The organism is Roseococcus microcysteis, assembly GCF_014764365.1.
In the GTDB taxonomy this organism is placed as follows: Bacteria; Pseudomonadota; Alphaproteobacteria; order Acetobacterales; family Acetobacteraceae; genus Roseococcus; species Roseococcus microcysteis.
In genome coordinates this window covers 2,779,292-2,806,080 of record NZ_CP061718.1, presented here as the reverse complement: position 1 = coordinate 2,806,080, position 26,789 = coordinate 2,779,292, and the positions used below count along the sequence as shown (strand labels likewise).

Sequence of the window (26,789 nt, the reverse complement as noted above, 5' to 3'; positions counted from 1 at the left end):
AACTTGGCCCCCAGCGTCAAGCGTCGCCGTCGGCCCCCTTTGCCGGCACGCCTTCCAGGGCGTGGCTGCCGGAACGGTAGCGGTGGGTGGAAGCGCCGAAGGCCACCAGCGTGCCCCCCTCGTCCCGCACCTCGCCGCGGGCGAAGAAGACGTTGCGCCCGGCCGTGACCAGCCGCCCCTCCGCGATCAGGGGCACGCCCAGCCGCCCCTGCCCGGTGAAGCGGGTGTCGAGGTCGAGCGTCACGGCATGGCGCTTGCGCCCCGGGGCGGGGCAGAACAGGCCTGCGAAGGCATTGGCCTGGTCCAGCAGGGCCAGCATCACCCCGCCATGCACGATGCCGGAGCGGTTGCCGTGCATGGGGCCGGGGATGCAGCGCAGCCGTGCCAGCCCCTCCTCCCAGAGAATGATCTCGATGCCGAGCAGGTCATGGAAGGGCGAATGCGCCTGGGCGCGGAAATGTTCGGGCAGGTCCATGGCCGGAAGGGGAGGGGCGGCCTGCCCTTCCGTCAAGTGATGGTCAGTTCCTGGAGGGCGGCGTCCAGCTCCGCGAAGCTCGGCATGTGTTGGGTGGGAGCGACCTTGCGGCCCGTCTCCACCGAGATCTGCGGGGCATTGCCGTGCAGGTGGGCGACGATGACGGCGCGGATCACCTCGTAATAGTAGGACTCCTCTTCGACCACGCCCTTCAGCCGCGAGGCCATGGGGCCGGTCAGGCCATAGGCCAGCAGCACGCCCAGGAAGGTGCCGACCAGCGCGCCACCGATCATCTTGCCCAGCACCGCGGGCGGCTGGTCAATGGAGGCCATGGTCTTGATGACGCCCAGCACGGCCGCGACGATCCCCAGCGCCGGGAAGGCATCGGCCACGCTCTGGAGCGCGTGGGAGGAGTGCAGCTCCTCCTCTTTGATCTTCTTGAGCTCCCGCGACATGGTGTCCTCGATCTGGTGCGGGTCATCGGCATTCATGCCCACCATGCGGAGGTAGTCGCAGATCAGGTCGGTGGCATGGTGGTCGGCCAGGATGCGCGGAAACTTGGCGAAAGCGGCGCTTTCGCTGGGCTTCTCGATATGCGGCTCCAGCGCCATCGCGCCCTTGGTCTGGGCCAGCCGCACGAAGAAGTAGAGAAGCGAAAGCAGGTCCGTGTAGTCCTGCTTCTTGAATTTGCCGCCCTTGATGATCTTCCCGATGCCGCCCAGCGTGTGCTTCACGTCGTGCATCGAGTTGGCCATCAGAAACGAACCGACGGCGGCGCCGCCGATCATCATCATCTCGAAGGGCAGCGCCTTGATGATGATGTCGAACTTCCCGCCAGCGATCAGATATCCGCCGAACACCATGATGAGCAGGAAGATGAAGCCACCGATCGTGGTCATCGCGGCATCTCCGCCTGGCGCAGGAGGGTGATGGACACGCGGCGGTTGCCCGCCGCACGGGGGTCCTCGGGGAGCAGGGGCTCGCGGTCGGCCATGCCGATCACGCCGCGCAGCCGCGTCTCGGCCACGCCGCCCTCCGTCAGCAGGCGGCGCGTGGCGTTGGCGCGGTCCGCCGAAAGGTCCCAGTTGGTGCGGGTGCCGCCGCGGAAGGGCGTGCTGTCGGTGTGGCCCGTCACGGTCAGCGGGTTGGGCAGGCCCGCCACCGCTTCCGCCACGGCCCGGATGGCGCGGCGCGTACGCTCATTGGGCACGGCGCCGCCGGTGCCGAACATGGGCGTGCCGTCGCTCTCCAGCATCTGGATTCGCAGCCCCTCGGGCACGATCTCGACCAGCATCTGCCGCGCCAGCTCCGCCAGCGCCGGGTCGGCGGTGAAGGCGGCGCGCAGGGCGTCGGCGGCCTCCTCCAGCGTCACCTGCTCGGCCTCCACGGCGGCGATCTGGCGTTCGCGCGCGGCGGCGGCGGCCTCGCCCATCGCGCGGTCGCTGCCGGGCGTGCCCAGTTCGGTGATGGGGCCGGCGCCGGGTTCGGCCGTGCCCTCGATCCGCCCGGCCTCGCCCTCCGCCACGCGGCGTGGGGGCGCGCTGTTCTCCTCGCCGGGCGGGGCGTTGGGGTTGGACTGGTCGGCGATGGGAGGGATGACCTCCTCCTGGTCCTCATCGGCGTCGGACTGGGTGGGGCGGGGCCCGCGCTCGATGCGGACGGAGCCCGTATCGGCGGTCATCTGGCCCACGCTGTGCGGCGTCATGCCGCCGAAGGGTTGGCCGATGCCCGATTGCCCGGTGGCCAGGGCATTGGAGGGGTTGAAGAAATCCGCGAGGCCGCGGCGCTGTTCCTCGGTGGTCGCGTTCAGCAGCCACATCAGCAGAAAGAAGGCCATCATGGCGGTCACGAAATCGGCGTAGGCGACCTTCCAGGCGCCGCCATGGTGTCCATGGCCGCCTTCCTCGATCTTCTTGATGACGATCGTGCCGCCCTTGTCCTTGCCGCGCTTGGCCAAGATGATCCCCGTCCGCGGCCTTCTGCCGCGCGGGCATCCTGCCGCCGGGCGGTTAAGGGGCCGTGAATCCCGGGCCCAACAGCGCCAGCAGCTTTTTCATGGCGCTGGGCAGGTGGCGGGGGGCCTCCTCCAGCGGCAGGCTCTCGGCGCCTTCCGGCAGGCGGGACGCGCGGGCGGCCCAGAGCGTCATGGTCAGGTCGCGGTGGGTGAAGCCATGGCGCGCCTCGCCCGGCAGGGGGCGCCAGTTCACCCCGGCCAGGGGGACGTGCGGCGAGGCTTCCTCGGCGGTCCAGGGGGTGGCGCGCCAGGGCGTGCCGGGCAGGGCCAGCATGCCGCCCAGAAGCCCGCTTTCCGGCCGGCGTTGCAGCAGCAGGCGGCCTTCCCCGTCCAGCAGCGCGAAGTGCACGCCATGCAGTTCCGTCCGCGCGGCTTTCGGCGCCTTGCGCGGCAGGCTGGATGCGAGACCCAGCGCGAAGCCCCGGCAGGCCTCGCGCCAAGGGCAGAGCGCGCAGGCGGGATTGCGGGGGGTGCAGATGGTGGCGCCCAGGTCGAACAGGGCCTGGGCGAAATCGCCCGGCCGGGCGCGCATGGCCGGCTGGGCGGTGAAAAGCTGGCCCAGCCGCGCCAGCTCCGCCCGCGCGCCCGGCAGCGGCGCCTCCACCGCATGCAGCCGGGCCACCACGCGCTCCACATTGCCATCCATCGGCACCACGGGCGCGCCCAGCGCGATCGCGCCGATGGCGGCCGCCGTGTAGGGGCCGATGCCGGGCAGGGCGCGCCAGCCCTCCACCGTATCGGGCGTCCCGCCCGCCATGATGGCGCGCGCCGCCGCGTGCAGGTTGCGGGCGCGGGCGTAATAGCCCAGGCCCGCCCATTCCTCCGCCAGCTCCGCCCATTCCGCCCGGGCCAGCGCCGCCACATCGGGGAAGCGCGCCAGGAAGCGGGCATAGCGTGGCCCCACCGCGGCCACCGTGGTCTGTTGCAGCATGACCTCGCTGATCCAAATGCGGTAAGGGTCGGCCGTGCCGCGCCAGGGCAGGCGGCGGGCACCACGGTCATACCAATCCAGCAGGTCCTGGGCGGAGGCTTTCATCATGACGAAGAAGGAGGGGGCGCCGGCGCCGCTGTCCAGCCCGGCCCCCGCCTGGCGCGGCCCGCATGAGCTGGGGGCGCTGATCCCGCGCCTGGCGCGCCCGGCCTTCCGCCGCCGCAGCGCGGCCGCCGCGCAGATCATCGCCGACTGGCCGGCCATCATGGGGCCCGAGCTGGCCGCGATGGCCGAGCCGCTGAAGCTGTCCGCGGGCACGCTGACGTTGGCCTGCACCGGGCCGGCGGCCATGGAGCTCAGCCTGTTGGGGCCGGTGGTGATGGACCGGGTGAACGCCCATCTGGGCCGGGTGGCGGTCAGCCGCCTGTCCTTCCGCCAGCGCGCCCCGCGCGCCCTGCCCGTCCGCAAACCCGTGCCCCCGCCGGCCGAACTGCCCCACGACACCGCCGCGCGGCTCGACGCCCTGCCGGAGGGCGAGTTGCGCGCGGCGCTGGAGCGCATGGCGCAGGGTGTCTTTGCCAAAGGGTGACGAGCGGGCGCCGCCGAGCCCAGGTCAGGTGGGCGGTCCCGTCCACCTTGCCCGCAGCAGCCGCCAAGGCCGGCCGTCAATGGCGGCAAGGCCAAGGCCAATCAGCGCCATGCCCGCGAGATGCGGCCCCTCCAGCCGCTCGCCCAGGAACAGGGAGCCGAGAAGAATCGCGCTGACCGGAATAAGGAAGGTCACCAGGGAAATGCTGGTCGCCCCCGCCACCGCCAGCACGCGGAAGAAGAGGACGTAGGCAAGCGCCGTGCTGGCAAGGGCGAGGGCCAGCAGCGCCGTCCAGGTGGCTCCGCCCGGGGCCGGCAGCGTCCAGGGCGCGTCCACAAGCAGGACGACCGGCAGGGCCAGCAGCGTGCTGGCTGAGAGCTGACCGCAAGCCGCGACGAGCGGATCCAGGCCCAGGGTGCGGAAGCGGCGTCCCCACACGCCGGCGAAGGCGTAGGAGAGCGCGGCCCCAAGCACCGCCAGCTCACCCCACGCCGCCCCATCCCGGCCGAGTGATCCCACCGCACCGGGACCGATCATCACGGCAACGCCGGCAATGCCGAGCAGCACACCCGCGAGCCGCCCCCCGCTCGCCTTCTCGTCACGCGTGAGGAGGTGGGCGACGACGATGGTGAACAGCGGGGTGGTGGCGTTGAGGATGGAGGCGACGCCACTGGCGATGCGCGTCTGCCCCCAGAAGATGAGCGCGAAGGGGATGAGGTTGTTCAGCACCCCCATGACGGCAAAGGCGAGCAGCGCCTCCCGCGTGAGGGGCATGCGCCGCCCCGACAGAAGCACCACGACATGCAGCGCGAGCGCGGCCAGGGCGACACGGCCCAGGACGAGGGTAAGCGGCGGCAGCTCGGCGACCGCGATCTTGGCGAAGAAGAACGACCCGCCCCAGAGGATGGAGAGGCCGAGAAGCAAGCCCCACTCCGCGGGGCCCATCGGTTTTGCGTTCACATCGCGCATGCGGTGTGGGATAGCGTCACGCCGTGCCCACCCGCTCGCCGGAAACGGACTCCGTCCTCCCCCTCGACGACGCCGAATGCGAGCGCGCCTGGCTGGCGCGCGACCCGGCCTATGATGGGCGGTTCTTCATCCTGGTGCGGACGACCGGCGTCTACTGCCGGCCCGTCTGCCCGGTGCGCCTGCCTCTGCGAAAGAATGTGCGTTTCGCGGCCTCCGCGGCGGCGGCCGAGGCCGCAGGCTACCGCCCCTGCCTCCGCTGCCGTCCCGAGACGGCGCCCTTCTGCGCGGCCTGGAACGGCTCGGCCACGACGGTCGCACGCGCCCTGCGGCTGATCGAGCAGGGGGCGCTGGATGGCGAGGGCGCCACGGTGGGGGCGCTCGCCACCCGCCTCGGCGTGGGCGGGCGGCACCTCGCCCGATTGTTCGCCCGCCATGTCGGCGCTTCGCCCACGCAGGCCGCCCGCACGGCCCGGCTCCGCCGCGCGCAGCGATTGCTCGACACCACGGCGCTGCCCATGACGGACATCGCGGCGCAAGCGGGGTTCGGCAGCCTGCGGCGCTTCAACGCCGCCTTCGCGGCCGCCTACCGCCGGCCGCCCAGTGCCGTCCGGCTGCGGGGGCCGGTCGTCGAGGGTTAATGTAGCATTCTGTCTCACCCCGCGCCGACGCTTTGTGCCCCGGCGCGGCGGCGGGTAAACTCCGCCCAAAGCATCAGGAGACCTGGTTCCATGCGGATTTCGCGTCGTCATCTGGGCGTGCTGGGCGGCGGCGTCCTCGCCACGCCCGCCTTCGCCCAAACCCCCGCCCCCACCGACCCGCGCCTCGCCGAGCGCAGCACGGGCCAGGCCAACGCCCCCGTGGTGGTGCAGGAATTCTTCTCCCTCACCTGCGGGCATTGCGCGAATTTCCACAACGACGTCTGGCCCCAGGCGCGCCGCCAGCTGGTCGAGACGGGGCAGGTCCGCATGGTCTGGCGTGACTTCCCGCTGGACGGCATCGCCCTGCTGGCCTCGGCCGTGGCCCGCGCCATGCCGGCCGAGCGGTATGAGGCCTTCCTGACGGCCCTTTTCCAGACCCAGTCCCGCTGGGCCTTCGCCCAGGGCCGCCAGGCGGAGGAGCTGGCGCGCGTCGCCGCCCTGGCCGGCATGGACCGCGAGGCCTTCAACGCCGTCGCCGCGGACCAGGACTTCCATCGCGGCATCCTGTCCCAGCGCCTGGCGGCGGAGCAGCAATACCAGATCCGCGCCACGCCCAGCTTCACCTTCAACGGGCGGCTGCACACGGGCGGGCTGTCCTTCGCGGAGTTCGAACGGCAGGTCCGCAGCGCCCCGCGCACGTGAGCGAGACCACGCCTGAAGCGGCCGAGCCGGAAGCGGTGGAGGAGGGGCGGCGCCGCCTCTCCGCCACCCTCACCGGCATCTCCATCGCCGGGTTCAAGAGCTTCGCCGAGCCCGTGCAGGTCCCCGTCCTGCCCGGGCTGACGGGCATCGTGGGCCCCAATGGCTGCGGCAAGTCCAACGTGGTCGAGGCGCTGCGCTGGGCCATGGGCGAGAGCAATGCGCGGTCCTTGCGCGGCGGCGAGATGGACGACGTCATCTTCGCCGGCACCGCGACCCGCCCCGCCCGCAACCTCGCGGAAGTGGTGCTGCGGCTGGAGGATGCGCTGGGTGTCGCCCCGCCGCCCATGGACCGCGCGGCCGAGCTGGAGGTGATCCGCCGCATCGAGCGTGGCTCGGGCAGTTCCTACCGCATCAATGGGCGTGAGGTGCGGGCGCGGGACGTGAACACGATGTTCGCGGACCTCGCCTCCGGCCCGCGTGCCTCCGGCATGGTCAGCCAGGGGCGGGTGGCGCTGCTGATCGGCGCCAAGCCGGAGGAACGGCGCTCGGTGCTGGAGGAGGCCGCGGGCATCGCCGGCCTGCGCGCCCGCCGGCACGAGGCGGAATTGAAGCTGCGGCAGGCGGAGAACAACCTCGCCCGCAGCGAGGATCTGTTGGGCAGCCTGACCACCCAGCAGGAATCCCTGAAGAAACAGGCGCGGCAGGCGGCGCGCTACCGCAACTTGTCCGGGCTGGTGCGCGATGCGGAGGGGGATTGGTTCGCCCTTCTTGTCGCCCGCGCCGAGGCCGCAATCCAGCAGGCCAGCGCCGCGCTGGAGGAGCGCGGCGATGCCCTGCGCCGGGCCGAGGCCGAGGCCGCCCAGGCGACCCGCGCCGCCGAGACGCTTTCCGCCGCCGTCGAGGCGCCCCGCGCCGAGGAAGGCCTGACCCGCACGCTGCTGGAACGCCGACGCGTGGAGGCCGAAAACCTCGCCGCCGAATCCGCCCGTGCGGCCGAGGCGCTGCGCGAGGCGGAGGCGAACCTCGCCCAGCTTCGCGCCGACGTGGCCGATGCGGAAAAGCTGGAAGAGGACGCCCGGGCCGCAGAGACGCGCGCCGGGCGCGAGGCCGCGGGGCTGGCCGGCGCCGAGGGGCAGTTGCCCGCCCGCATCGCGGAGGCGGAAGCGGGTGCGGACGCCTTCGCCGCCGAGGTCGCCACCACCGAGGCCCGCCTGCAGGAGGCGACGGAGGCGGCGGCGCAACTGGCTGCGCGGGCCAACCAGCTCGCCTCCGAACTGAACTTCGCGGAGCAGCGGGCGCGGCGCCTGCAGGAGCAGCGCGCCCAACTGGAGGCCCAGCGGAAGGCCGCCGAGGCGCAATCCGTCCCTGAACCCGTCCGCGCCGCCGCCGCCGAGGCGCTGTCCGCCGCCGAAACCGCCTTGGCCGAGGCCCGCGCCGCGCTGGACGCCGCCGAACGCGCCCGCCGCCACGCCGCCGAACAGGCCGCCGAAGCGAGCCGCGCCGCCCGCGCCGCCGAGATCGAGCGCGCCGCCGCCGAACGCGCCCGCGCCGCCGCCGCCAGCCGCGCCCAATCCGCCCGCGGGCGAGACGAGGCGGCCAGGGGGGAGCAGGCGCGCCTCGCCGCCGCCCGCCCCGATGCGGCCGAGGCCGCCCAGGCGCGCGAGGCCGCCGATGCCGCCGCCGCGAAGCTGCGCGACGCCGAGGCCACCCTGGCCCAAGCCCTGCCCGCCCGCGAGGCCGCCACCCGCCGCGCCACCGAGGCGCGCGCCGCCGAAACCGCCGCGCTGGCCGCCGAATCCCGCCTGAAGGCCGAGTTGCAGGGGCTGGAGGCCGCCACGGGCGATGCCGCCGAGGCCAACCCCATCGCCCGGACCCTGCGCGTGCCGGCCGGGCTGGAAGCCGCGCTGGGCGCCGCGCTGGGCGAAGGCCTGGAGGGTGGGCGCGGCAGCGGGCGCAGCCGCTTCTGGCGCGCGCTGCCGCCGCTGGCCGAGGCGCCGCCGCTGCCGGCCGGGATCACCTCCCTCGCCTCGCTGGTCGAGGCACCGCCGGAACTGGCCCGTGCGCTGTCGCAGATCGGGCTGGCGGAGGATGGCGCGCCACACCAGACGGCGCTGCGCCCGGGCCAGGCCCTGGTCTCGCGCGGCGGGGCGTTGTGGCGCTGGGATGGGTATGTGCTGGCGCCGGGTGGGGCCCAGGCCGGGGCCGCGCGGCTCCAGGCGCTGGCCCGGCTGCGCCAGGCCGAGGCGAAGCTGGCCGATGCCGCGCCCCTGGCCCGCGCCGCCGAAACGGCCCGCGCCGAGGCTGTCGCCGCCGACCGCGCCGCGCAATCCGCCGAGGAAACCGCCCGCCGCGCCCGAAATGTCGCCGAGGCCCAGGCGCGCGAGGCCGAGACCCGCGCCGCCCGCCTGGCCGCCAACCTCGACGCCGCCGAACGCCGCCTCGCGGAAACCGCCGCCCAGGCCGGCCGGGCCAAGGCCGAGCGCGACGAAGCCGAAGCCGCCCTGCGCGAGGCCGAAGCCGCGCTGGCCGCCCTGCCCGCCCCGCGCGGCGCCGCGGAGGAAGCCGCCGCCGCCACCCGCGCCGAGGCCGCCGAACAGGCCGCCCGCCGCGCCCGCGCGGCTGCCGAAGGCGAATTGGCCAGCCGCCGCACCGAATTGCAGCGCCTGACCGAACGCCAGGCCGCCGCCGCCGCGCAGCTCGCCGCGCTGGCCCCACAGGAGGAACGGCTGGGCGCGGAACTGGCCGAGGCGGAGGCCGCGCTCGCCACCGCCCGCGCCGCCCGCGCCGTCCTGCCGGATCTGGCTGAGGCGCGCGCGGCGGTGGAGACGGCGCGGCTGGCGCTGTCGGAGGTGCGCGGCCGTGAGGCGGAGGCGCGGGGCCGCGCGGCCGGGCTGCGGGCCGAACGCGAAGGCTTGGCCGCGAGGCGCGAAGCCGCGCTGGCCGAACGCGCCGCCTGGGCGCAGCGCCTGTCCGAGGCCACCACCCGCCGCGAGGCCCTGACCGCCCGCGTGGCCGAGGCCTCCGCGCGGCGCGAGGCGCTGGCCCGCCGCCCCGAAGAGGCGGCGCGGCTGACGGAGGAGGCCGCCATGCGCCTCACCGCCGCCGAATCCGCCCATGCGGCGGCGGTGGCGGCGCTGGAGACGGCCTCCACCCGCGCCCGCACAGCGGAGGAGACGCGGCGCGCGGCCGATGCCGCGCTGGCTTCCGCGCGCGAGGCCGCACTGCGGGCCGAGGCGGCGCGCGAGGCCGCTTTGCGCGCCGGTGCCGCGCTGGCCGAGCGCATCACCGAACGGCTGGGCGAGGAGCCCGCCTTGCCCGAGCCTCCCGAGGACCTCTCCGACGCTGCCGAGGACCGCGCCCGCCGCAAGGCCGAGCGCCTGGCGCGCGAACGGGAGGAGATGGGGCCGGTGAACCTCCGCGCCGAGGTGGAGTTGGAGGAGCTGGAGACCCGCATCGCCACCCTGCTGCGCGAGCGGGAGGAGATCGGCGCCGCCATCGCGAAGCTGCGCGGATCGATCGGCCATCTGAACCGCGAGGCGCGGGAGCGGCTGCGCGCCACCTTCGACCAGGTGGACCGGGAGTTCCGCGCGCTGTTCACGCGGCTGTTCGGCGGCGGGCGGGCGCATCTGGCGCTGGTGGGCAGCGAGGACCCGCTGGAAGGCGGCCTCGAGATCTATGCGGAGCCGCCGGGTAAGAAGCTGTCCGCGCTGTCGCTGCTGTCGGGCGGGGAGCAGGCGCTGACGGCGCTTTCCTTGATCTTCGCCGTGTTCCGCTGCCACCCCGCGCCCGTCTGCGTGCTGGACGAGGTGGATGCGCCGCTGGACGACGCGAATGTGGAGCGGCTGTGCGATTTGCTGGACGTGATGTCCCGCCCGCCCGAGGTGGATGGCGACGCGGCGGATGGCGAGACGCGGGTGGCGGGGGGGACGCGCTTCCTCATCATCACCCACCACGCGCTGACCATGGCGCGGATGCACCGGCTGTTCGGCGTGACGATGCAGGAGCGCGGGGTGTCGCGGCTGTTGAGCGTGGATTTGGGCGAGGCGGTGGCGATGGCGGAGGGGTGAAGCCGGCCAGTAGGTTGGAGCGGGCGATGGGAATCGAACCCACGACATTCAGCTTGGGAAGCTGACGTTCTACCTCTGAACTACGCCCGCGCCTGGGGCACATGGATACCGGAGCAACCGCGCCCACTCAAGCCCTTCGCAGACGCGGGTCATACAGCCACTTCCGCACCTTCCGCGCGCGCACCCCCGCCGCCCCGGCATGGCGCGGGTTCAGCAGCAGGTTCCACTCCTCCGGCACGACCACCGAGGGCACCAGCAGCAGCGCGCTCGCCCCGCCGGCCAGCCATTCCCCGCCCAGGCGCTCACTGGTGGCGCTGGCGGGCTCCGCATCCCAGCCCACGGGCAGGCTTTCCGGCGTCTCGCGCCGCGCGGCCTTCCACAGCGCGTCGGGAATGGTCAGTTCCACCAGATAGCGGTTCAGCGGCAGCCCGCCCGCGTTCAGGTGCACCACCGTCTCCAGGCAGGCCAGCGCCCGGCTCATGGACGCATAGACCACCGCCTGCCCCGGCGGGTTCCACCGGCCACCCGTGGCCTCGGCCCCGGCGCCCGAAAGGTCATCCGCCGCCCAGCCCCGCGTGTCGCTGGCGATGCGCCAGGCGGTGACACTCACGCGTAGGCGCCGCTGATGGCCTTCGCGAGGGTGTCGGAAACCAGGCGCTGCCCCTCCATGGTGTTGAGGAAATCCAGCGGGCGGGCATGGCCGAGCGCGGGCAGCGGCTCCTGCAGCCAGCGCGCCAGCCAGGCGCGGGCGTCGAAGCCCTCGGGCGCGCCGGCTTCCAGCACCATGGATTCCACCTGGCCCACCAGCCGGGCCAGGCCCAGCACGCGCTCGCTCTCGGCGGGGGAGAGGGTGCCGCGCTCCTTCACCTTGCGGTTGAAGGTGGCGATGGCGAGGTCCAGCGCCTTGAGGGTGGCGTTGCGGCCCAGCTCCGGCAGGTCGAGCCATTCCTTGGCCGTGGTCGCCGGCACGCCCGCGCGGATGCGGCCGATGCGCGCCGTGACGGGCGCGTCATAGATCGCGGCGTAGCTGGCGTGGGACATGGCGCAACTCCTTTGAGCAATGTTTATGCTCAAATGGGCAGAAGGGTCCAGAAAAACCAGCCCTCACACATCCAGGCGCAATTGCCGCGCGGCCTTGGCGGTGCGGGCTGCGAATTTGGCGCGTTCGCTGGCGGGGTCGTCCTGGCCGAAGCGGCGCGCGCGGCTGCCATGCTTCGCGTAGACGCGGCGGGCGGCGGCGTCGAAGCCCGCGGTGGCGCGCAGGGACGTCAGCCGCTCGCGCGCCGCGCGCATGGCGGCGGTGACGTCCACCACCGGCGGGGGGTAGCCCTGCGGCGGCGCGTCCAGCTTCCAGGGCATGTGGCGCAGGGCGGGCGGCAGATGCGCCACCTCCGGCACCCAGCGGGCGATGAATTCCGCCTCCGGGTCCTGGTCCAGCCCCTGCTTCACGGGGTTGTAGATGCGTGGCGTGTTGATGCCCGTGGCGCCGGACTGCATCTGCACCTGGGGCCAATGGATGCCCGGCTCGTAATCCGTGAAGAGGCGGGCCAGCCGCGCGCCGCTCGCCGCCCAGTCCAGGTTCAGATGGTAGCTGGCGACGGCCTGGACCATCGCGCGCATCCGGAAATTTAGCCAGCCGGTGGCGATCAGGCTGCGCATGCAGGCATCGAGGAAGGGCAGGCCGGTGCGGCCCTCGGCCCAGGCCAGCAGGAGGGGGTCGTCCGGGGCGGTGGGGCGGCGGGCGGCCTCGGCGGCGGGGTGGGCGGCACGGCGTTCGAGTTCGGGCTCGCTCTCCAGCTTCTGGATGAAATGGCAATGCCAGTGCAGCCGCGACGCCAGGGATTGCGCGGCGCCCAACGGGATGGGGCGTTCGCGCGGGTCCATGGCGGCCAGTTCCGCCTGGGCGGTGGCGAGGCGCTGCATCGCCTCCCGCATCGAGACGCTGCCCATGGCCAGATGCGGCGACAGGCGCGAACAGGCGCGCGGGGCCGTGCGGGGGGAGGACATGCCGCGCCGGTAATCCGCTCCGCGCCCGGCGAGGAAGCTTTCCAACAGGGACCAGGCGGCGGCGCGCCCGGCGGGCTGTGGGCGGAGCAGCCCGTCCTCGGGGTTCCAGGCGCGGGGCTGGTCGGGGATGGCGCCCTCCGCCACCTCCGGCACCGGAACCAGCCCTTGCGGCACGGGAATCAGCGGCGCCGCATGGTGCGCGGCGGCGCGGGCGGCCCAGCGGTCACGGTCCTGCAGGCGGCGGAAGACGGCGAATTGCCGGTGCTCGGTCCAGGGAATGCCATGGGCGCGGCAGAAGCGGCCCACGGCGCGGTCGCGCGCATAGGTCCAGAGGTTGCCCGTCTCCTCATGGCTGTGCAGGGCGCGGATGCCGTGGCGGGCATGGAGGTCGGCCAGCACCTCCACCACATCGCCCACCCGAACCACCAGCGGCACGCCGATTCCGGCCAGCGCGGCGCGCAGGTCATGCAGAGCCTCGCGCGTAAAGCGCCATTGCCGGGGGGAGGCATCCTCGCCGCGCCAATAGGCCGGCTCCACCACATACAGCGGCAACACCGGCCCGCGCGCGGCGGCCAGCGCCGCGTGGTCCGCCACGCGCAGATCCCGCTTGAACCAGACCACTTCGATCATGACGCTGGCTCGATCATCACGCCCGGACATGTCAGCTTGCGGCCGGATCGCAAGAGGAGGCACGCCATGGAAGTCCGCTGGGAGAAGCTCACCGGCCCCGAACTGAAGGCCCGCGCGGCGGAGGGTGCGCTGCCCATCCTGCCCATCGGCAGCCTGGAGCAGCACGGGCCGCATCTGCCCGTCTGGACGGACAGCTTCATCGCGCACCAGGTCGCGGTCGCGGCGGCCGAGAGTGCGACGGATGTGCCCGCGTTGGTGCTGCCGCCGCTCTGGACCGGGCTTTCCGAACACCATCTGCCCTTCGGCGGGACCATCACGCTCGATTATCCCACCTTCCACGCCGTGCTGCGCTGCGTGGTCCGCAGCCTGAAGGCCCAGGGCTTCCAGCGGCTGCTGATCCTGAACGGCCATGGCGGCAATATCGAACCGCTGGGCGTCTCGGTGCGGGAACTGGCGCATGAATTCGGCATGCCCGTGGTCACCACCACCTGGCCCCAGGCGGCGCCGGCCGAGATCGCCGCCATCCTCACCACCCAGCCGCGCATCATGCACGCCTGTGAGGGCGAGACGGCGCTGTGGATGGCGCTGGACCCCGCCCAGGTGCGGATGGACCGGCTGGAGGAAGCGGCCGGCGCCAACAATGAGGGCGTGCAGGCCCCGCCCGGCTTCTCGCGCTTCTATTCCTTCGCCGAACGCGCCCCGCGCACCGGTGTGCGCGGCGACCCGCGCGCCGCCACGGCCGAGAAGGGGAAGGCCATGATGGAGGCCCTGGCGGCCCGGATCGCCGCCGCCATGCGCGACCCCGTGCTCTGGACGATGCCTGAGCCCGTCTGGAAACCTTCCCAAGAATGAAACGTGGCCGTCATCTCTGCCTTGCGCTGTGGCACGGGGCGGGTTAACCCCCCATTCCACCAGAAGGCGCCCGCGCCACGATGTCCAGCTTGGGAATGTCCGAAGGCGATCGCGCCCACCCCCGCGCCGCGCTTGATGCCGCTTCCGTCCGCGATGCCTATCGCCGATGGGCCGGCATCTATGACGTGGTGTTCGGTGGCGTCTCCGCGCCTGGCCGCCGACGCGCCGTCGCCGCCGTCAACCGCCTGTCCCAGACGGCGGGGCGGCGGGTGCTGGAAGTCGGCGTGGGCACGGGCCTCGCCCTGCCGCACTACAAGCCGGAGCTGGAGGTGGTCGGCATCGACCTCTCGCGCGACATGCTGCTGAAGGCGCAGAAGCGCGTGGCGGAGGAGAAGCTCTCCGCCGTCCATGGGTTGATGGAGATGGACGCGGAGTCCATGGCCTTCGCCGATGACAGCTTCGACATCGCGGTGGCCATGTACACGGCCTCGGTGGTGCCGGACGCGAAGAAGCTGTTCGCCGAGATGTCGCGCGTGGTGCGGCCCGGCGGGCAGCTGCTCTTCGTGAACCACTTCGCCGCCGATGACGGGTTCCGCTGGTGGCTGGAGCGCACCACCTCCCCGCTGGCGCGCATCCTGGGCTGGCACCCGGACTTCAAGCTCTCCGACATCTTCACGCCGGAGACGCAGATCGAACGGATGGAGGCCTGCCCCCCCATCGCGCTCTTCACCCTGGTGGAAGTCCGCAACGAGGGCTGACCGCCCCCCGCCCGCTACAGGTAGCGGGACGTCAGGTGTTCGGTGAAATCGGCGGGGTCGAGCGGCTTGCCCGTGGCGGCCCGCAGCAGGTCCTGGAAGCCCAGGCGCGCGCCATGGGCATGCACATTGGCCCGCAGGAAGCGCAGCAGGGGTGACAGGTCGCCCTGCTCCAACGCCACATCCAGCCCCGGCTCGGCCTTGCGCGCCGCCTTCATGAGCTGCGCGGCCGCCATGGCGCCCAGGGTGTAGCTCGGGAAATAGCCGAAGGCGCCGTCATGCCAATGGATGTCCTGCAGGCAGCCGCGCGAATCGTCGGGCGGGGTGATGCCCAGCAGGGATTGCAGCCCCTCGGCCCAGGCGCCGGGCAGGTCCGCCACGGCCAGGTCGCCGCCGATCATGGCGCGTTCCAGCCGGAAGCGCAGGATGACATGGGCCGGGTAGGTCATCTCATCCGCATCCACGCGGATGAAGCCGCGGGAGACGCGCCGCCACAGCTTCGCCAGGTTGCCCGCCGCATAGGGCGCGGCATCGCCGCCGAAGACCTTGTGCAACTCCCGCCCCAGGAAGGCCAGGAAGGCGTCGGAGCGGCAGGCCTGCATCTCCACGATCAGGCTTTGCGATTCATGGGCCGCCATGCCGGCGCTCTCGCCCACGGGCTGGCGGGCATGGGCGGCGGGCAGGCCGCGTTCGTAGAGGGCATGGCCCGTCTCGTGCAGCACGCCCAGCAGCGCCTTGGCGGGGTCCTTCTCGCTGTAGAAGGTGGTGATGCGGACATCGGTGGGCGTGCCGCCGCAGAAGGGGTGGAGGCTTTCGTCGAGGCGCGAATGCTCGGCCTCCAGCCCCACACGCAGGGAGAGGCGCCGGCAGAGTTCGCGCTGGGCCGCGACGGGAAAGGGGCCCGGCAGCGGGATGGGCGCGCCGCGCCGGGCCTGGATCTCTTCCGCGCGCGGCAGGGCCTCGCGCAGCCAGGCCTCGTAGGCGGTGAAGACGGGCTCCACCTCGGCGGCCGTCACGCCGGGCTGGTAGCCCTCCATCAGCGCGTCATAGGGGCTGAGGCCGGTGGCGGCGGCGTAGGCCTGGGCGGTTTCGCGCTGGAGGCGCAGCACCTCCTCCAGGAAGGGGCGGACCAGGGCGAAGTCGGAGGTCGCCTTGGCGTCGCGCCAGACCTTCTCGCAGGCGGCATTGGCGCGGGTGGTGGCCTCGACCAGGGCGGTGGGCAGGGCGGTGGCGCGGCGATGGGCGCGGCGCATCAAAGCGAGGTTGGCGCTGTCCCATTCGCCCTCAGCCTCGGCGGCGGCAAGGTCCTCGGCCACTTCGGGCGCCGTCATCATCTCGTGGCCAAGGCCGGCCAGGGCGGCCAGCTGCTCGCCCCGCGCCGCGCCGCCGCCACGCGGCATCATGGTGCTGGCATCCCAATGGAGGATGGACTGCGCCTCGCCCAGGGCGGCGAGACGGGCGGCGCGGGCGGTCAGGCGCTGATAGGCGGCGTTCATGGGGACCTCATGCGACGGAAGGCCCAGAGGGCGAAAATGGCGACCCAGGCCGCGGCCAGCCCGAACCAGGTCAGCGCATAACCCAGATGGGGGTTGTTGGGGGCGGGGAAGCCCGTGGCGGCGTCGGGCAGGGGCCCGCGCGAGGGCGGCGGCGCGGCGCCGAAACCCGAGGGCCCGCGCGGGGCGCCCGGGCGAATGACGGTCAGGGCGTAGGGCGGCGCCTCCGGCACGCCCAGCGCGGCGGCGATGGCGGGAGCGTCGAAGGTGAGGAAGCGACGGCCCGCCACGTCATCGGCGGCGGCGAAGGGGCTGCGGCGCTCGCTGGGGCGCGCGAAGCCGGTGACGGTGACCTCGCCCTCGGGGCGCTCGATGGCGCCGCCCTCCATGGGCACCCAGCCACGTTCCACCAGCAGCGGCGGCGCGCCCTCGCGGTCCAGCACCGCGATCAGGCTGCCGCCCAGCACGGGGCCGCGGACCTCCAGGCCCAGCAGCGCCTCGGCGCCCGGGCGGAAGCGGCCGGTGGCGGTGATATGGGCGAAGGGCTCCGGCGCCAGGGGGGCCGAGATGGGTGCCGCGGCCTGGGCGGCGGCGAGTTCCGCCAGCAGCCCGTTCTTCCAGGCCAGGCGCTGCACCTGCCAGCTCCCCAGCCCCAGCAGCAGGGCCAGCACCGGCAGGGCGAGGAAGGAGGGCAGGATCAACCTCTGCCAGCGACGCCCGCTCATGAACGGAAAACGGCGCGCCGGTGAGGGCGCGCCGTCCGGATTGTGCGCGAAGCGCGGATCAATGCGGGGCGATCTCGCCCGCGCCCCACCAGTAGATGGAGACGAAGAGGAACAGCCACACCACGTCCACGAAGTGCCAGTACCAGGCGGCCGCCTCGAAGCCGAAATGCTTCTCCGGCGTGAAGTGGCCGGCGATGGCGCGGAACAGGCAGACCGCCAGGAAGATGGTGCCCACGATCACGTGGAAGCCATGGAACCCGGTGGCGAGGTAGAAGGTGGAGGGGTAGACGCCGCCATCACGGAAGGGGAAGGGGGCCACCGCGTATTCCCAGGCCTGCAGCCCGGTGAAGATCATGCCCAGCAGCACCGTCAGCGCGAGGCCGACGATCAGCCCCTTGCGGTCATTGTGCAGCAGCGCGTGGTGCGCCCAGGTCACCGTGCAGCCCGAGAGCAGCAGGATCATGGTGTTGAGGAAGGGCAGGTGGAACGGGTCGAAGGTCCGGATGCCCTGGGGCGGCCAGATGGCCTGCGTGGCGCCCGAGACGTGCTCCGGATAGAGCGCGAAGTGGAAATAGGCCCAGAAGAAGGCCACGAAGAACATCACCTCGGAGGCGATGAACAGGATCATGCCGTAGCGCATGCCCAGCCGCACCACAGCGGTGTGCATGCCCGGCGTCATGCTTTCCTTGATGACGTCGCGCCACCAGCCGAACATGCAGACCAGCGTGCCGGCCGCACCCAGCACCAGGGGCCAGATCATGCCGTAATGGGCCTGGAGGATGATGCCGGTGACGAGCAGGCCGGCCGCGAAGGCCGCCAGCAGCGGCCACGGCGAGGGGTCCACCAGGTGGTAGGGGTGCTTGTAAGGGCTGCCGCCCTGGCCGGTGCTTGCCATCGCTCAATCCTGACCCGTTCGGCGGGTTTGTTCCCGCGCTGGATGGTCCGCATCAATCCCGGAAAAGCCGCGGAAGATCAAGTCCGCGGCCGGGCTTCAGCGGGTGGTGGTGGTGCGCGGCCCGACATGCGGGCCGGCATTCGCCAGGGCCCCGGCGCGCTCGGCGTCATGCAGGCTGCGGAAGAAGGTGTAGTTGACCGTGATGGTGCGGATGTCGCGCGTCGCGGGGTCCTCGGCGATGCGCGGATCCACCCAGAAGGTCAGCGGCATGTCCGCCCGCTGGCCGGGCTCGAGGGTCTGTTCCTCGAAGCAGAAGCAGGCGGTCTTGTGGAAGTAGCGGCCCACGATCTCCGGCGTGACATTGTAGGTCGAGATGCCGGTGACGGGCCGATCCGCGGTGTTGCGGGCGGTGTAGAAGGCCAGCCCCTCCTCGCCCACGCGCAGCGTCATGGCGCGCGTCTCGGCGTTGAACTGCCAGGGCAGGTTGGGCTGTGTGTTGGCGTTGAAGCGCACCGTGATGGTGGCCTCGCCCGGGGCGGCGGGGGCCGCCTGGCCGATCATGGGCGTGCCGCCGAAGCCCGTGACCCGGCAGAACAGGTCATACAGCGGCACGGCGGCGAAGGAGACGCCCACCATGAAGGCCACGAAGCCGAAGGAGGCCAGGGCCAGGCGCTTGTTCTTCCGCGCGAGGGTGGCGGGGTCGGGGCGTTCGATTCGCATCAGCGCAGCAGCCTTGCGGTCGAGATGAAGAAGAACAGCACCACCAGCCCCATCAGGGCCGCCAGGATGGCCCAGTTCCGCGCGCGGCGGCGGCGGTCGAACACCGCGCGCTCCTCCTTGGTCATGGGGCGGTCGAGCGGGGCGGTCATGCCACCAGCCACAGCCGGTCCACCACCAGGGCGCCGAGCAACAGGAACAGGTAGGAGATGCTGTATTTGAAGCAGCGCTTGGCCGGCATGTCCTGCGTCTGCGAGACACCCTGGGCATCCTGCGCGTCGCGCCAGACGGCCCAGGCGTGGCGCAGGAAATTGGCGCCCAGCAGCGCCGCCACCAGGCCATAGGCCCAGGAGTTGAAGCCCATCAGCCAGGGCACCAGCGTCAGCGGCACCAGCAGCACGGTGTAGATCACGACCTGCTTGCGCGTCTCCCGCGCACCGGAGACCACCGGCAGCATGGGCACGCCCGCGCGCTGATAATCCTGGTGCGCCCAGAGGGACAGCGCCCAGAAATGCGGCGGCGTCCACATGAAGATGATGGCGAAGAGCACCAGTGGCAGCGCCTCGACGCTGCCCGTCACCGCCACCCAGCCGATGAGCGGCGGGAAGGCGCCCGCCGCGCCGCCGATGACGATGTTCTGCGGCGTGCGGCGCTTCAGCCACATGGTGTAGATGACGACATAGAAGAGGATGGAGCCCGCCAGCACCGCGGCCGCCAGCCAATTGGTGGCCAGCCCCATCAGCGCCACCGAACCCACCGCCAGCAGCACGCCATAGGCCAGCGCGCCATCGGCGCTGATGCGGCCCGAGGGGATGGGCCGCTTCTGCGTGCGCCGCATCACCGCGTCAATGTCGCGGTCATACCACATGTTGATGGCACCCGCCGCGCCGGCGGCGATGGTGATGCAGAGGATGGCCGTCAGCGCCAGCACCAGCGGCATTTCGCCCACGCCCGGCGCCACCAGCAGCCCCGCCACGCCCGAATAGACCACCAGCGAGAGCACGCGCGGCTTGAGCAGCGTGATCCAGTCCCGCACCTCGGACCCCATGAGGCCGTCGGCGGCGGGCGCTGATATGGCGAGGGGGGCTTTCGCCCCCCCGTTCGGCTCATGGTCGCATCGCTCATGGCGGGGTCCCGGTTTCAGTTCCCCCGCTCAGCGGATGCGGGGCAGTTCGTCAAACGTGTGGAAGGGCGGCGGGCTGCTGACCTGCCATTCCAGGGTGGTGGCACCCTCGCCCCAGTAGTTGGGCGCCGCCTGCTCGCCACGGCGCAGCGTGACCCACATGACGTAGAAGAAGAACAGGAAGCTCGCGATCGCGATGTAGGAGCCCACCGAGGCGACCATGTTCCACCCCGTCATGGCATCCGGATAATCCGGGTAGCGCCGCGGCATGCCCTGGTTGCCCAGGAAGTGCATGGGGAAGAAGGTCAGGTTCACGCCCACGAAGGTCAGCCAGAAGTGGATCTTGCCCAGGCGCTCGGGGTACTGGCGGCCGCTCATCTTGCCAATCCAGTAGTAGATGCCGGCATAGATGCCGAACACCGCACCCAGGCTCAGCACGTAGTGGAAGTGCGCCACCACGTAATAGGTGTTGTGCAGGATCTGCGTGATGCCGGCATTGGCGAGCACCACGCCCGTCACGCCACCCACGGTGAACAGGAAGATGAAGCCCACCGAGAAGAGCATCGGCGTGTCCATCTTGATGGAGCCGCCCCACATGGTGGCGATCCAGGAGAAGATCTTGATGCCCGTCGGCACGGCGATGACCATGGTCGCGGCCATGAAGTAGGCGCGCGTGTCCACGTCGATGCCCGAGGTGTACATGTGGTGCGCCCACACCACGAAGCCCACCACGCCGATCGCGACCATGGCGTAGGCCATGCCGAGATAACCGAAGACCGGCTTGCGGCTGAAGGTGGAGATGACGTGGCTGACGATGCCGAAGGCCGGCAGGATCATGATGTACACTTCGGGGTGGCCGAAGAACCAGAACAGGTGCTGGAACAGCACCGGGTCACCGCCGCCGGCCGGGTCGAAGAAGGCCGTGCCGAAGTTGCGGTCCGTGATCAGCATGGTGATGGCGCCGCCCAGCACGGGCACGGCCAGCAGCAGCAGGAAGGCCGTCACCAGCATGGACCACACGAAGAGCGGCATCTTGTGCAGCGTCATGCCCGGGGCGCGCATGTTGAAGATGGTCGTGATGAAGTTGGCCGCGCCCAGGATGGAGCTGGCGCCCGCCAGGTGCAGCGCGAACAGCGCCATGTCCATGGCCGGGCCAGGCTGGTAGGTGCTGTCCGACAGGGGCGGGTAGATGGTCCAGCCCGCGCCGGCGCCGCCGCCCACGAAGAGGCTGCCGCCCAGCAGCAGGAAGGCCGGCACCAGCAGCCAGAAGCTGATGTTGTTCAGGCGCGGGAAGGCCATGTCCGGCGCGCCGATCATGATGGGCACGAACCAGTTGCCGAAGCCGCCGATCAGCGCCGGCATGATCACGAAGAACACCATGATCAGCCCGTGGGCCGACACATAGGCGTTCCACATCTGCCCATCGGCGAAGATCTGCAGGCCGGGCGCCTGCAGTTCGAGACGCATCAGGAAGGACAGCCCCACGCCGACCAGCGCGGCGAAGAGCGAGAAGATGATGTAGAGGGTGCCGATATCCTTGTGGTTCGTGCTGAACAGCCAGCGATTCACAAAGTTCGGCTTGTGGTCGTCATGACCATGCGCGTCCGCAGCATATGCCATTGTCCGGTCGCCTTTCTCTTTCTCAGCCTGCGGTCACTGCTGGGCCGCTGCGGTACGGATGGGGTTGGTCGCGGGCGCCGCAAGGGCCGGCGCGTTGGTCCCCGGGATGGTGTGGGCGAAGCGCGTGCGCGCGGCCTCGGCCCAGGCGTTGAACTCCTCCTGGGGCACGGCGCGGATCACAATCGGCATGAACCAATGGTTCGTGCCGCAGATCTGGTTGCACTGGCCATAGAAGGTGCCGGGACGGTCGGCGCGCATCCAGGTCTCGAGCGTGCGGCCCGGGATGTTGTAGCGCTGCACGCCCAGCGACGGGATGAAGAAGCTGTGGATCACGTCCGCACCCTGCGTCAGCACGCGCACCGTGGCGCCCACCGGGATCAGCAGCGGCTCATCCACTTCCAGATTGCGGAACTGGCCCGGCGTCAGGTCCTCGTCGAAGACGGGGCGGCTGTCGAAGGCGAAGTTGCCGTGGTCCGGCATGCGATAGTTCCAGTACCACTGGTGGCCGGTCACGTTGATCGTGAAGTCGGCATCGCGCGCGCGGTCCTGGTAGTAGATCAGCCGGAAGGACGGGATGGCGATGACCACCAGGATCAGCACCGGAATCACCGTCCAGGCGATTTCCAGGCCGGTGTGGTGGCTGGTCTGCGACGGCACCGGGTTGCGCTTGGCGTTGTAGCGCCAGATGCACCAGGCCAGCAGCAGCGCCACGAAGATCGTGATCGCCACGATGATGTTGAACACCAGCGTGTTGAAGCTCCCGATGGCGTCCTTGATGGGCCCGCCCGAGGCCTGCAGCCCCATGGCCCAGGGCACCGGCGCGCCGACCATGGGCTCCATCGCCGGGGCCGTCTGCGCGAATGCGGTTCCGGCGCCTGCCAGAAGCACCGCCGCCATCATGATGATTCGTCCGATACGCCCAATCACGCGCCGCACCTTGCCCTCGAACCTGGAGACAGACCCTGCTGGGGGCGCTGTCCGGCAGCCCCATGGCCGCCTTTTTGCGCGCCTGCCCGCGGCATCTTTCCCGAAGGTCCCACACCCGGCAGGGCGGCCGGACCATAGTCTCCGGTCCAGGGCGCGGCAAGGGTCAGCGTGCGCTTATGGGCCGCTCGCGCGCGGTTTCCATCAGCCCGGCTCGATCTCGCCTTCGACCTCTTCGGCCACATGGTCCGCCATGTCGGTCAGCATCGAGCGGATATGCGGGTCGCCCACCACGTAGAACACCATCCGCCCGCGCCGGTCCGCCTGCAAAAGCCGCGCCGCGCGCAGCAGGCGCAGGTGGTGCGAGACCAGGCTGGCCGAGATTTCCAGCCGGTCCGCCATGGCGCCCACCGAGGCCGGCTCGTCCAGGCAGGCGAGGATGATCTTGAGGCGCGTGGGGTCGCTCATCAGGCGGAACATTTCCGCGAGTTCAACGACCTCATCCTCGTTGATGCGCAGCCTTGCCTTCATGCCAACCGCGCCTCCAACGCCACATCAACCTTGACGTTTCCGCGCGCCGACGCAACATGCATCACTAATGGATTGATTTTAAACGGATAAATGAAGACATGAACAGCTATGCAGCTATTGGGCGCAGGGCGCTGCTTGCCGCCGGCACGCTGCTCGCCAGCCCCGCCCTGGCCCAGCGCGGCCCCCGGCCCACCCTGCTCGCCACCACCGGAATGGTGGCCGACCTGGTGCGCGGCGTGGCGGGCGAGGGCTTCAACATCGAAACCTTGATCGGCGAGGGCGTGGACCCGCATCTCTTCCGCCCCACGCGCAACGACGTGGCCCGGCTGCTGCGGGCCGATGCCGTCTTCTACAACGGCCACCGCCTGGAAGGCCGCATGACCGAGGTGCTGGAACGCGCCGCGAGCCAGGGCCGCCCCATCCTGGCCGTGGCCGAGACCCTGCCCCGTGAGCGCCTCCGTCCCAATGACGATTACCCCGACGCCGCGGACCCGCATGTCTGGATGGACCCGACGCTCTGGGCCGAATGCGCGCCCGCCGTGGCCCGCACCCTGGCGCGGCTGCGCCCCGGCGAGGATTTCAGCCGCGGTGTCGAGGCCACGCGGCTGCGGCTCGCCCGCCTCGACGCCTATGCGCGCGAGGCGCTGGCCCCCATCCCCGCCGCCTCCCGCGTGCTGCTGACGGCGCATGACGCCTTCGCCTATTTCGGCGCCCGCTACGAGCTGGAGGTCGAGAGCATCCAGGGTCTCTCTACCGAGGCGGAGGCCAGCCTCGCCAACATCGAGGCCATGGTCCGCCTGATCGTGGAACGCCGCATCCCCGCCGTCTTCGCCGAAAGCTCCGTGCCGGACCGCGCCGTGCGCGCGCTGATCGAGGGCGCGGGCGCGCGCGGGCAGCGTCTTGCCATGGGCGGCGTTTTGTATTCCGACTCGATGGGACGCCCAGGCACCTATACCGGCACCTATGAGGGCATGATGGACCACAACATCACCACCATCGCGCGCGCGCTGGGGGGCAATCCGCCGCCACGCGGCCTGAACAACCGGCTGTGAGCGCCCCGCCACTCGACATCACCGGCCTGACCGTCCGCTATGGCGAGCGGCCCGCGCTGACCGGCGTGAACTGGACGGCGGCCCCAGGCCTGACGGCCATCCTCGGCCCCAATGGCGCGGGAAAATCCACCCTGCTCAAGGCCGCGCTGGGGCTGATCCCGGCCGCCGAGGGCCAGGTGCGCTTCTTCGGCCTGCCGCTGGAGCAGGCGCGGCCGCGCCTCGCCTACCTGCCGCAGCGCGCCAGCGTGGACTGGGATTTCCCGGCCAGTGCGCTGGACGTGGTGGCCATGGCGCGGCTGCCGCGCACCCGCTGGTTCGGCCGCCTGCCGCGCGCCGAGCGCGAGGCCGCCCGCGCCGCGCTCGCCGCCGTCGGCATGGCGGATTTCGCCGACCGGCAGATCGGCCGGCTTTCGGGCGGGCAGCAGCAGCGGGTGTTCCTGGCCCGGGCCCTGGCGCAGGAGGCGGACCTCTTCCTGATGGACGAACCGCTCGCCGCCGTGGACGTGGTGACGGAGCAGACCATCCTCGCCGTGCTGCATGGGCTGGTGCGGGCCGGGAAGTCGGTGCTGATGGTGCATCATGACCTTTCCCTGGTGCAGGCGCATTTCGACCAGGTGCTGATCCTGGCCGGGCGGGTGGTCAGCGCCGGCCCCGTGGCCGAGGCCTTCACCGAACCCGCCATCGCCCGCGCCTTCGGCGGCCTGCCCGGCCGCGCCCCCACCGAGGCGGCGGCGTGATCGGACACAACACGCTGGTCGTGCTGCTGGGCTGCGCCGCACTTGGGGTGGCGGCGGGCGTGGTGGGCAGCTTCGCCCTGCTGCGCGGCCGCGCTTTGCTGGCGGATGCCATTGGCCATTCCGCCCTGCCGGGGGTGGTGCTGGCGGCGATGATCGTCTCGCTGCTGGGCGGCGAGAGCCGGGCGCTGGCGCCCCTGCTGCTGGGCGCGGCGCTGACCGGGTGGCTGGGGCTGCTCGCGCTGCGGCGGCTGACGGATTCGGTCCGCATCCGGCCGGATGCGGCCATCGCGGTGGTGCTCTCTTCCTTCTACGCGCTGGGCACGGTGGGGCTTTCCATCGCCCAGACCTTGCCGGGCGTGGCCCAGGCCGGGCTGTCCAGCTTCATCCTGGGCCAGGCCGCGACCCTGACCGAAAGCGACGCCATGCTGGCCGGTGCCCTGGCGCTGGGCTGCGTGGCCGTGGCCGTGGCGCTGTTCCAGCCGCTGCGCGCCCTTTGCTTCGACGAAGCCTTCGCCCGCGCCCAGGGCCTGCCCGTGCGGGCGCTCGATCTCACCTTGCTGGGCCTGCTGCTGGCGGTCTGCGTGGCCGGCCTGCCGGCGGTGGGGCTGGTGCTGGTGGTGGCGCTGCTGGTGGTGCCGGCCGCCGCCGCCCGGCTGCTGGCGGCGCGCCTGCCGGGCATGCTGGCCTTGGCCGCGCTGTTCGGCGCCATCGCGGGGGCGGGGGGCGCGCTAGTCTCCACCCGCTTCGCCAGCATCCCGACCGGGGCGGCGGTGGTGCTGGGGGGCTGGTGTTGTTTGCGGGCGCCCTGGGTTTTTCGCGGCTGCGGCGCGCATGACGGATTTCCTCCGCCTCGACTTCGCGGCGCTGCTGGCCGCCATGCTGGCCGGGGGCACCTGCGGCCTCCTGGGCAGCTTCCTGGTGCTGCGGCGGGAGAGCCTGCTGGGCGATGCCCTCTCCCACGCCGTGCTGCCCGGCATCGTGGTCGGCTTCGCGCTGACCGGGCTGCGCAGCGCCTGGCCCATGCTGCTGGGCGCGCTGGGGGCGGCGCTGCTGGCCACCCTCGCCATCACCTGGATCCGGCGCGCGGCACGGCTGGAGGCGGGAGCGGCCACGGGCCTGGTCTTCACCGGCTTCTTCGCCCTGGGCCTTGTGCTGCTGGAGGTGACGGGCGCCCGCAACGCCGACCTCGACATTGATTGCGTGCTGTTCGGCCAGCTGGAAACGCTGGTCTGGCTGGAGGCAGCGGGGTTGGCCTCGTTGCTGGACCCGGTGGCGCTGACCGGCCTGCCACGGCAACTGGGCCTGCTGGCCGGCGTGGCGCTGGCGGCCTGCCTCTTCGTGGCGGGTTTCTGGCGGCCCTTGAAGCTGCTCTGCTTCGACCCGGATTTCGCCCGCAGCCTGGGGCTGCGCGTGGGGCGCTGGGAAATCCTGCTGAACCTGATGATCGCCGCCGCCGCGGTCGCCGCCTTCGAGGCGGTGGGGAGCATCCTCGTCATCGCGCTGCTGGTCTGCCCCGCCGCCGCCCTGCGGCTGATGACCGACCGCTACGCCGTGCAGGTCTGGGGCGGGGCCGCGCTGGGCGCCGGGCTGGGGGCGGCGGGCGTGCTGCTGGCCGGGCCGCTGCCGGCCGCGCTGGGGCTGGATTTCGCGCTGAGTGCCGCGGGGCTGATCGGGACGCTGGCGGGGCTGACGGTGGCCGTCGCCCTTCAGCGGCGCCGGCGCTTCCAGGCCCTGTAGCCGTAGAACACCAGCAGCAGCGCGCCCACGCCCACGAAGATTTTCCCTGCCCCGCCGATGCTTTCCTCGATGCGGGTGTAGGCGTCCTCCAGCATGTAGCCCAGCAAGGCCAGGCCACCGACCCAGAGGAAGGTGCCGGCCAGCGTCCAGGCGTAGAAGACCGGGCGCGGCATCTCGATCAGCCCGGCGGGGACGGAGATCAGGGTGCGGATGCCCGGCATCATCCGCCCGATGAAGACCGCCATGGGCCCCCAGCGGCGCAGCGCGGATTCGGCGGCATCCAAATCCTCGCGCGTCACCCCGGCATAGCGGCCGAAGCGCTCGCAGAAGCGCTTGGCGCGTTCGGCGCCGAAGGCGCGGGCCAGCTCGAACCAGAGCGCATTCCCCAGTACGGTGCCGGCCACGCCCGCGATGACGACGCCGGTCAGCGACAATTCCCCGCGCGCGGCGGCGAAGCCCGCGAAGGGCATGATGAGTTCCGAGGGCAGGGGCGGAAACAGGTTCTCCAGGAACATGAGCGCCAGCACGCCGGCATAGCCCGCCGCCGATACCCATTCCGTGATCAGGTCCACCATGGGCTCGGCGTCCAGGCCATGCGGCGTTCGC

Annotated in this window: 27 protein-coding genes, 1 tRNA gene and 1 pseudogene; 10 read left to right on the top strand and 19 right to left on the bottom strand. The window is 71.9% G+C overall.

Going from position 1 to position 26,789, the window contains the following annotated elements:
* Positions 1-16: 16 nt before the first annotated feature.
* Genes ICW72_RS13545 through ICW72_RS13530 form a run of 4 tightly spaced genes read right to left on the bottom strand, consistent with a single transcriptional unit; the run spans position 17 to position 3,528 of the window.
* Positions 17-475, bottom strand: a complete 459-nt coding sequence (locus tag ICW72_RS13545) for a PaaI family thioesterase (RefSeq protein WP_191083190.1) — start codon at positions 473-475, stop codon at positions 17-19.
* 32 nt (positions 476-507) lie between these two features.
* Positions 508-1,374 (bottom strand): flagellar motor stator protein MotA, encoded by an 867-nt coding sequence (gene motA / locus ICW72_RS13540; RefSeq protein ID WP_191083189.1) that lies wholly within the window; start codon positions 1,372-1,374, stop codon positions 508-510.
* Positions 1,371-2,432: a flagellar motor protein MotB gene (locus ICW72_RS13535; RefSeq protein WP_223880587.1), complete on the bottom strand. Its 1,062-nt coding sequence runs from the start codon at positions 2,430-2,432 to the stop codon at positions 1,371-1,373. Before ICW72_RS13535 ends, motA begins: the two co-directional genes overlap by 4 nt.
* A gap of 52 nt (positions 2,433-2,484) precedes the next feature.
* Positions 2,485-3,528 (bottom strand): A/G-specific adenine glycosylase, encoded by a 1,044-nt coding sequence (locus ICW72_RS13530; RefSeq protein ID WP_408639206.1) that lies wholly within the window; start codon positions 3,526-3,528, stop codon positions 2,485-2,487.
* Here ICW72_RS13530 and ICW72_RS13525 point away from each other — a divergent pair.
* Complete coding sequence (locus ICW72_RS13525) at positions 3,527-4,009, top strand: DUF721 domain-containing protein (protein WP_223880586.1); 483 nt, start codon at positions 3,527-3,529, stop codon at positions 4,007-4,009. The genes ICW72_RS13530 and ICW72_RS13525 overlap by 2 nt on opposite strands.
* 24 nt (positions 4,010-4,033) lie before the next feature.
* On the opposite strand, the gene ICW72_RS13520 is transcribed toward ICW72_RS13525, so the two are convergent.
* A complete protein-coding gene (locus ICW72_RS13520; protein ID WP_223880585.1) occupies positions 4,034-4,978 on the bottom strand; it encodes a DMT family transporter in 945 nt (314 codons plus the stop codon).
* 23 nt (positions 4,979-5,001) lie between these two features.
* On the opposite strand from ICW72_RS13520, the gene ICW72_RS13515 reads away from it, so the two are divergent.
* The 3 genes from ICW72_RS13515 (at position 5,002) to ICW72_RS13505 (ending at position 10,385) form a co-directional block, all read left to right on the top strand.
* Positions 5,002-5,616, top strand: coding sequence for an Ada metal-binding domain-containing protein (locus ICW72_RS13515; RefSeq protein ID WP_191083188.1), 615 nt, complete (start codon positions 5,002-5,004; stop codon positions 5,614-5,616).
* A 90-nt stretch (positions 5,617-5,706) separates the two neighbouring features.
* A complete protein-coding gene (locus tag ICW72_RS13510) occupies positions 5,707-6,318 on the top strand; it encodes a DsbA family protein (protein ID WP_191083187.1) in 612 nt (203 codons plus the stop codon).
* Positions 6,315-10,385 carry a chromosome segregation SMC family protein gene (locus ICW72_RS13505; RefSeq protein ID WP_223880584.1) on the top strand — a complete coding sequence of 1,357 codons (4,071 nt, stop codon included), beginning with the start codon at positions 6,315-6,317 and terminating at the stop codon, positions 10,383-10,385. The genes ICW72_RS13510 and ICW72_RS13505 overlap by 4 nt, the downstream gene beginning before the upstream one ends.
* A 15-nt stretch (positions 10,386-10,400) precedes the next feature.
* Here ICW72_RS13505 and ICW72_RS13500 read toward each other — a convergent pair.
* From ICW72_RS13500 to ICW72_RS13485, 4 genes are all read right to left on the bottom strand, one after another.
* Positions 10,401-10,475, bottom strand: a tRNA-Gly gene (locus ICW72_RS13500).
* Positions 10,476-10,512: 37 nt separating this feature from the next.
* Positions 10,513-10,995 (bottom strand): RES family NAD+ phosphorylase, encoded by a 483-nt coding sequence (locus ICW72_RS13495; protein WP_191083186.1) that lies wholly within the window; start codon positions 10,993-10,995, stop codon positions 10,513-10,515.
* The gene (gene parS / locus ICW72_RS13490) at positions 10,992-11,426 is read right to left on the bottom strand and encodes a type II RES/Xre toxin-antitoxin system antitoxin (RefSeq protein WP_191083185.1); all 435 of its coding nucleotides are present in this window, start codon (positions 11,424-11,426) and stop codon (positions 10,992-10,994) included. Before parS ends, ICW72_RS13495 begins: the two co-directional genes overlap by 4 nt.
* Before the next feature lie 63 nt (positions 11,427-11,489).
* Positions 11,490-13,022: a cryptochrome/deoxyribodipyrimidine photo-lyase family protein gene (locus ICW72_RS13485; protein WP_191083184.1), complete on the bottom strand. Its 1,533-nt coding sequence runs from the start codon at positions 13,020-13,022 to the stop codon at positions 11,490-11,492.
* 66 nt (positions 13,023-13,088) lie between these two features.
* Here ICW72_RS13485 and ICW72_RS13480 point away from each other — a divergent pair, with 66 nt between their 5' ends.
* Both ICW72_RS13480 and ICW72_RS13475 read left to right on the top strand, forming a co-directional pair.
* Positions 13,089-13,874: a creatininase family protein gene (locus tag ICW72_RS13480; RefSeq protein WP_191083183.1), complete on the top strand. Its 786-nt coding sequence runs from the start codon at positions 13,089-13,091 to the stop codon at positions 13,872-13,874.
* A gap of 95 nt (positions 13,875-13,969) precedes the next feature.
* The gene (locus ICW72_RS13475) at positions 13,970-14,632 is read left to right on the top strand and encodes a class I SAM-dependent methyltransferase (RefSeq protein ID WP_223880583.1); all 663 of its coding nucleotides are present in this window, start codon (positions 13,970-13,972) and stop codon (positions 14,630-14,632) included.
* A gap of 14 nt (positions 14,633-14,646) precedes the next feature.
* On the opposite strand, the gene ICW72_RS13470 is transcribed toward ICW72_RS13475, so the two are convergent.
* The 9 genes from ICW72_RS13470 to ICW72_RS13430 all read right to left on the bottom strand — a co-directional run bounded on the left by ICW72_RS13470 (position 14,647) and on the right by ICW72_RS13430 (position 22,657).
* Complete coding sequence (locus ICW72_RS13470) at positions 14,647-16,125, bottom strand: carboxypeptidase M32 (protein ID WP_191083181.1); 1,479 nt, start codon at positions 16,123-16,125, stop codon at positions 14,647-14,649.
* Positions 16,122-16,847: an SURF1 family protein gene (locus ICW72_RS13465; protein WP_191083180.1), complete on the bottom strand. Its 726-nt coding sequence runs from the start codon at positions 16,845-16,847 to the stop codon at positions 16,122-16,124. The genes ICW72_RS13470 and ICW72_RS13465 overlap by 4 nt, the downstream gene beginning before the upstream one ends.
* A 58-nt stretch (positions 16,848-16,905) precedes the next feature.
* Entirely contained in the window at positions 16,906-17,742 is an 837-nt protein-coding gene (locus tag ICW72_RS13460; protein WP_191083179.1) for a cytochrome c oxidase subunit 3, read from the bottom strand.
* Positions 17,743-17,838: 96 nt separating this feature from the next.
* Positions 17,839-18,462: a cytochrome c oxidase assembly protein gene (locus tag ICW72_RS13455; protein WP_191083178.1), complete on the bottom strand. Its 624-nt coding sequence runs from the start codon at positions 18,460-18,462 to the stop codon at positions 17,839-17,841.
* Positions 18,462-18,611, bottom strand: coding sequence for a hypothetical protein (locus tag ICW72_RS13450; protein WP_191086357.1), 150 nt, complete (start codon positions 18,609-18,611; stop codon positions 18,462-18,464). Before ICW72_RS13450 ends, ICW72_RS13455 begins: the two co-directional genes overlap by 1 nt.
* Positions 18,608-19,507, bottom strand: coding sequence for a heme o synthase (locus ICW72_RS13445; RefSeq protein WP_191083177.1), 900 nt, complete (start codon positions 19,505-19,507; stop codon positions 18,608-18,610). The genes ICW72_RS13450 and ICW72_RS13445 overlap by 4 nt, the downstream gene beginning before the upstream one ends.
* A gap of 105 nt (positions 19,508-19,612) precedes the next feature.
* A complete protein-coding gene (gene ctaD, locus ICW72_RS13440) occupies positions 19,613-21,202 on the bottom strand; it encodes a cytochrome c oxidase subunit I (RefSeq protein WP_191083176.1) in 1,590 nt (529 codons plus the stop codon).
* Between the two features lie 33 nt (positions 21,203-21,235).
* Complete coding sequence (gene coxB, locus ICW72_RS13435) at positions 21,236-22,042, bottom strand: cytochrome c oxidase subunit II (RefSeq protein ID WP_223880582.1); 807 nt, start codon at positions 22,040-22,042, stop codon at positions 21,236-21,238.
* A gap of 288 nt (positions 22,043-22,330) precedes the next feature.
* The gene (locus ICW72_RS13430) at positions 22,331-22,657 is read right to left on the bottom strand and encodes an ArsR/SmtB family transcription factor (protein ID WP_184382109.1); all 327 of its coding nucleotides are present in this window, start codon (positions 22,655-22,657) and stop codon (positions 22,331-22,333) included.
* Positions 22,658-22,755: 98 nt separating this feature from the next.
* Between ICW72_RS13430 and ICW72_RS13425 the strand changes: the two genes are divergently transcribed.
* The 4 genes and pseudogenes from ICW72_RS13425 (at position 22,756) to ICW72_RS13410 (ending at position 26,183) form a co-directional block, all read left to right on the top strand.
* Positions 22,756-23,709 carry a metal ABC transporter solute-binding protein, Zn/Mn family gene (locus tag ICW72_RS13425; RefSeq protein ID WP_191083175.1) on the top strand — a complete coding sequence of 318 codons (954 nt, stop codon included), beginning with the start codon at positions 22,756-22,758 and terminating at the stop codon, positions 23,707-23,709.
* The gene (locus ICW72_RS13420) at positions 23,706-24,446 is read left to right on the top strand and encodes a metal ABC transporter ATP-binding protein (protein ID WP_191083174.1); all 741 of its coding nucleotides are present in this window, start codon (positions 23,706-23,708) and stop codon (positions 24,444-24,446) included. The genes ICW72_RS13425 and ICW72_RS13420 overlap by 4 nt, the downstream gene beginning before the upstream one ends.
* Positions 24,443-25,165 (top strand): annotated as a pseudogene (locus ICW72_RS21345) (metal ABC transporter permease); the annotation flags it as partial. The gene ICW72_RS13420 and the pseudogene ICW72_RS21345, both read left to right, overlap by 4 nt.
* 112 nt (positions 25,166-25,277) lie before the next feature.
* Positions 25,278-26,183 carry a metal ABC transporter permease gene (locus ICW72_RS13410; RefSeq protein WP_191083173.1) on the top strand — a complete coding sequence of 302 codons (906 nt, stop codon included), beginning with the start codon at positions 25,278-25,280 and terminating at the stop codon, positions 26,181-26,183.
* On the opposite strand, the gene ICW72_RS13405 is transcribed toward ICW72_RS13410, so the two are convergent.
* A complete protein-coding gene (locus tag ICW72_RS13405) occupies positions 26,153-26,758 on the bottom strand; it encodes a DedA family protein (protein WP_191083172.1) in 606 nt (201 codons plus the stop codon). The genes ICW72_RS13410 and ICW72_RS13405 overlap by 31 nt on opposite strands.
* Positions 26,759-26,789 lie beyond the last annotated feature (31 nt).

Coding starts and splice junctions, on each gene's coding strand:
- ICW72_RS13405 (WP_191083172.1), bottom strand. CDS start 26,758: ATGGTGGACCTGATCACGGAATGGGTATCGGCGGCGGGCTATGCCGGC.
- ICW72_RS13430 (WP_184382109.1), bottom strand. CDS start 22,657: ATGAAGGCAAGGCTGCGCATCAACGAGGATGAGGTCGTTGAACTCGCG.
- ICW72_RS13465 (WP_191083180.1), bottom strand. CDS start 16,847: ATGAGCGGGCGTCGCTGGCAGAGGTTGATCCTGCCCTCCTTCCTCGCC.
- ICW72_RS13410 (WP_191083173.1), top strand. CDS start 25,278: ATGACGGATTTCCTCCGCCTCGACTTCGCGGCGCTGCTGGCCGCCATG.
- ICW72_RS13475 (WP_223880583.1), top strand. CDS start 13,970: ATGTCCGAAGGCGATCGCGCCCACCCCCGCGCCGCGCTTGATGCCGCT.
- ctaD (WP_191083176.1), bottom strand. CDS start 21,202: ATGGCATATGCTGCGGACGCGCATGGTCATGACGACCACAAGCCGAAC.
- ICW72_RS13530 (WP_408639206.1), bottom strand. CDS start 3,528: ATGATGAAAGCCTCCGCCCAGGACCTGCTGGATTGGTATGACCGTGGT.
- parS (WP_191083185.1), bottom strand. CDS start 11,426: ATGTCCCACGCCAGCTACGCCGCGATCTATGACGCGCCCGTCACGGCG.
- ICW72_RS13520 (WP_223880585.1), bottom strand. CDS start 4,978: ATGCGCGATGTGAACGCAAAACCGATGGGCCCCGCGGAGTGGGGCTTG.
- ICW72_RS13460 (WP_191083179.1), bottom strand. CDS start 17,742: ATGGCAAGCACCGGCCAGGGCGGCAGCCCTTACAAGCACCCCTACCAC.
- ICW72_RS13525 (WP_223880586.1), top strand. CDS start 3,527: ATGACGAAGAAGGAGGGGGCGCCGGCGCCGCTGTCCAGCCCGGCCCCC.
- coxB (WP_223880582.1), bottom strand. CDS start 22,042: ATGGAGCCCATGGTCGGCGCGCCGGTGCCCTGGGCCATGGGGCTGCAG.
- ICW72_RS13485 (WP_191083184.1), bottom strand. CDS start 13,022: ATGATCGAAGTGGTCTGGTTCAAGCGGGATCTGCGCGTGGCGGACCAC.
- ICW72_RS13445 (WP_191083177.1), bottom strand. CDS start 19,507: ATGGGGTCCGAGGTGCGGGACTGGATCACGCTGCTCAAGCCGCGCGTG.
- ICW72_RS13510 (WP_191083187.1), top strand. CDS start 5,707: ATGCGGATTTCGCGTCGTCATCTGGGCGTGCTGGGCGGCGGCGTCCTC.
- ICW72_RS13455 (WP_191083178.1), bottom strand. CDS start 18,462: ATGCGAATCGAACGCCCCGACCCCGCCACCCTCGCGCGGAAGAACAAG.
- ICW72_RS13480 (WP_191083183.1), top strand. CDS start 13,089: ATGGAAGTCCGCTGGGAGAAGCTCACCGGCCCCGAACTGAAGGCCCGC.
- motA (WP_191083189.1), bottom strand. CDS start 1,374: ATGACCACGATCGGTGGCTTCATCTTCCTGCTCATCATGGTGTTCGGC.
- ICW72_RS13450 (WP_191086357.1), bottom strand. CDS start 18,611: ATGACCGCCCCGCTCGACCGCCCCATGACCAAGGAGGAGCGCGCGGTG.
- ICW72_RS13545 (WP_191083190.1), bottom strand. CDS start 475: ATGGACCTGCCCGAACATTTCCGCGCCCAGGCGCATTCGCCCTTCCAT.
- ICW72_RS13470 (WP_191083181.1), bottom strand. CDS start 16,125: ATGAACGCCGCCTATCAGCGCCTGACCGCCCGCGCCGCCCGTCTCGCC.
- ICW72_RS13425 (WP_191083175.1), top strand. CDS start 22,756: ATGAACAGCTATGCAGCTATTGGGCGCAGGGCGCTGCTTGCCGCCGGC.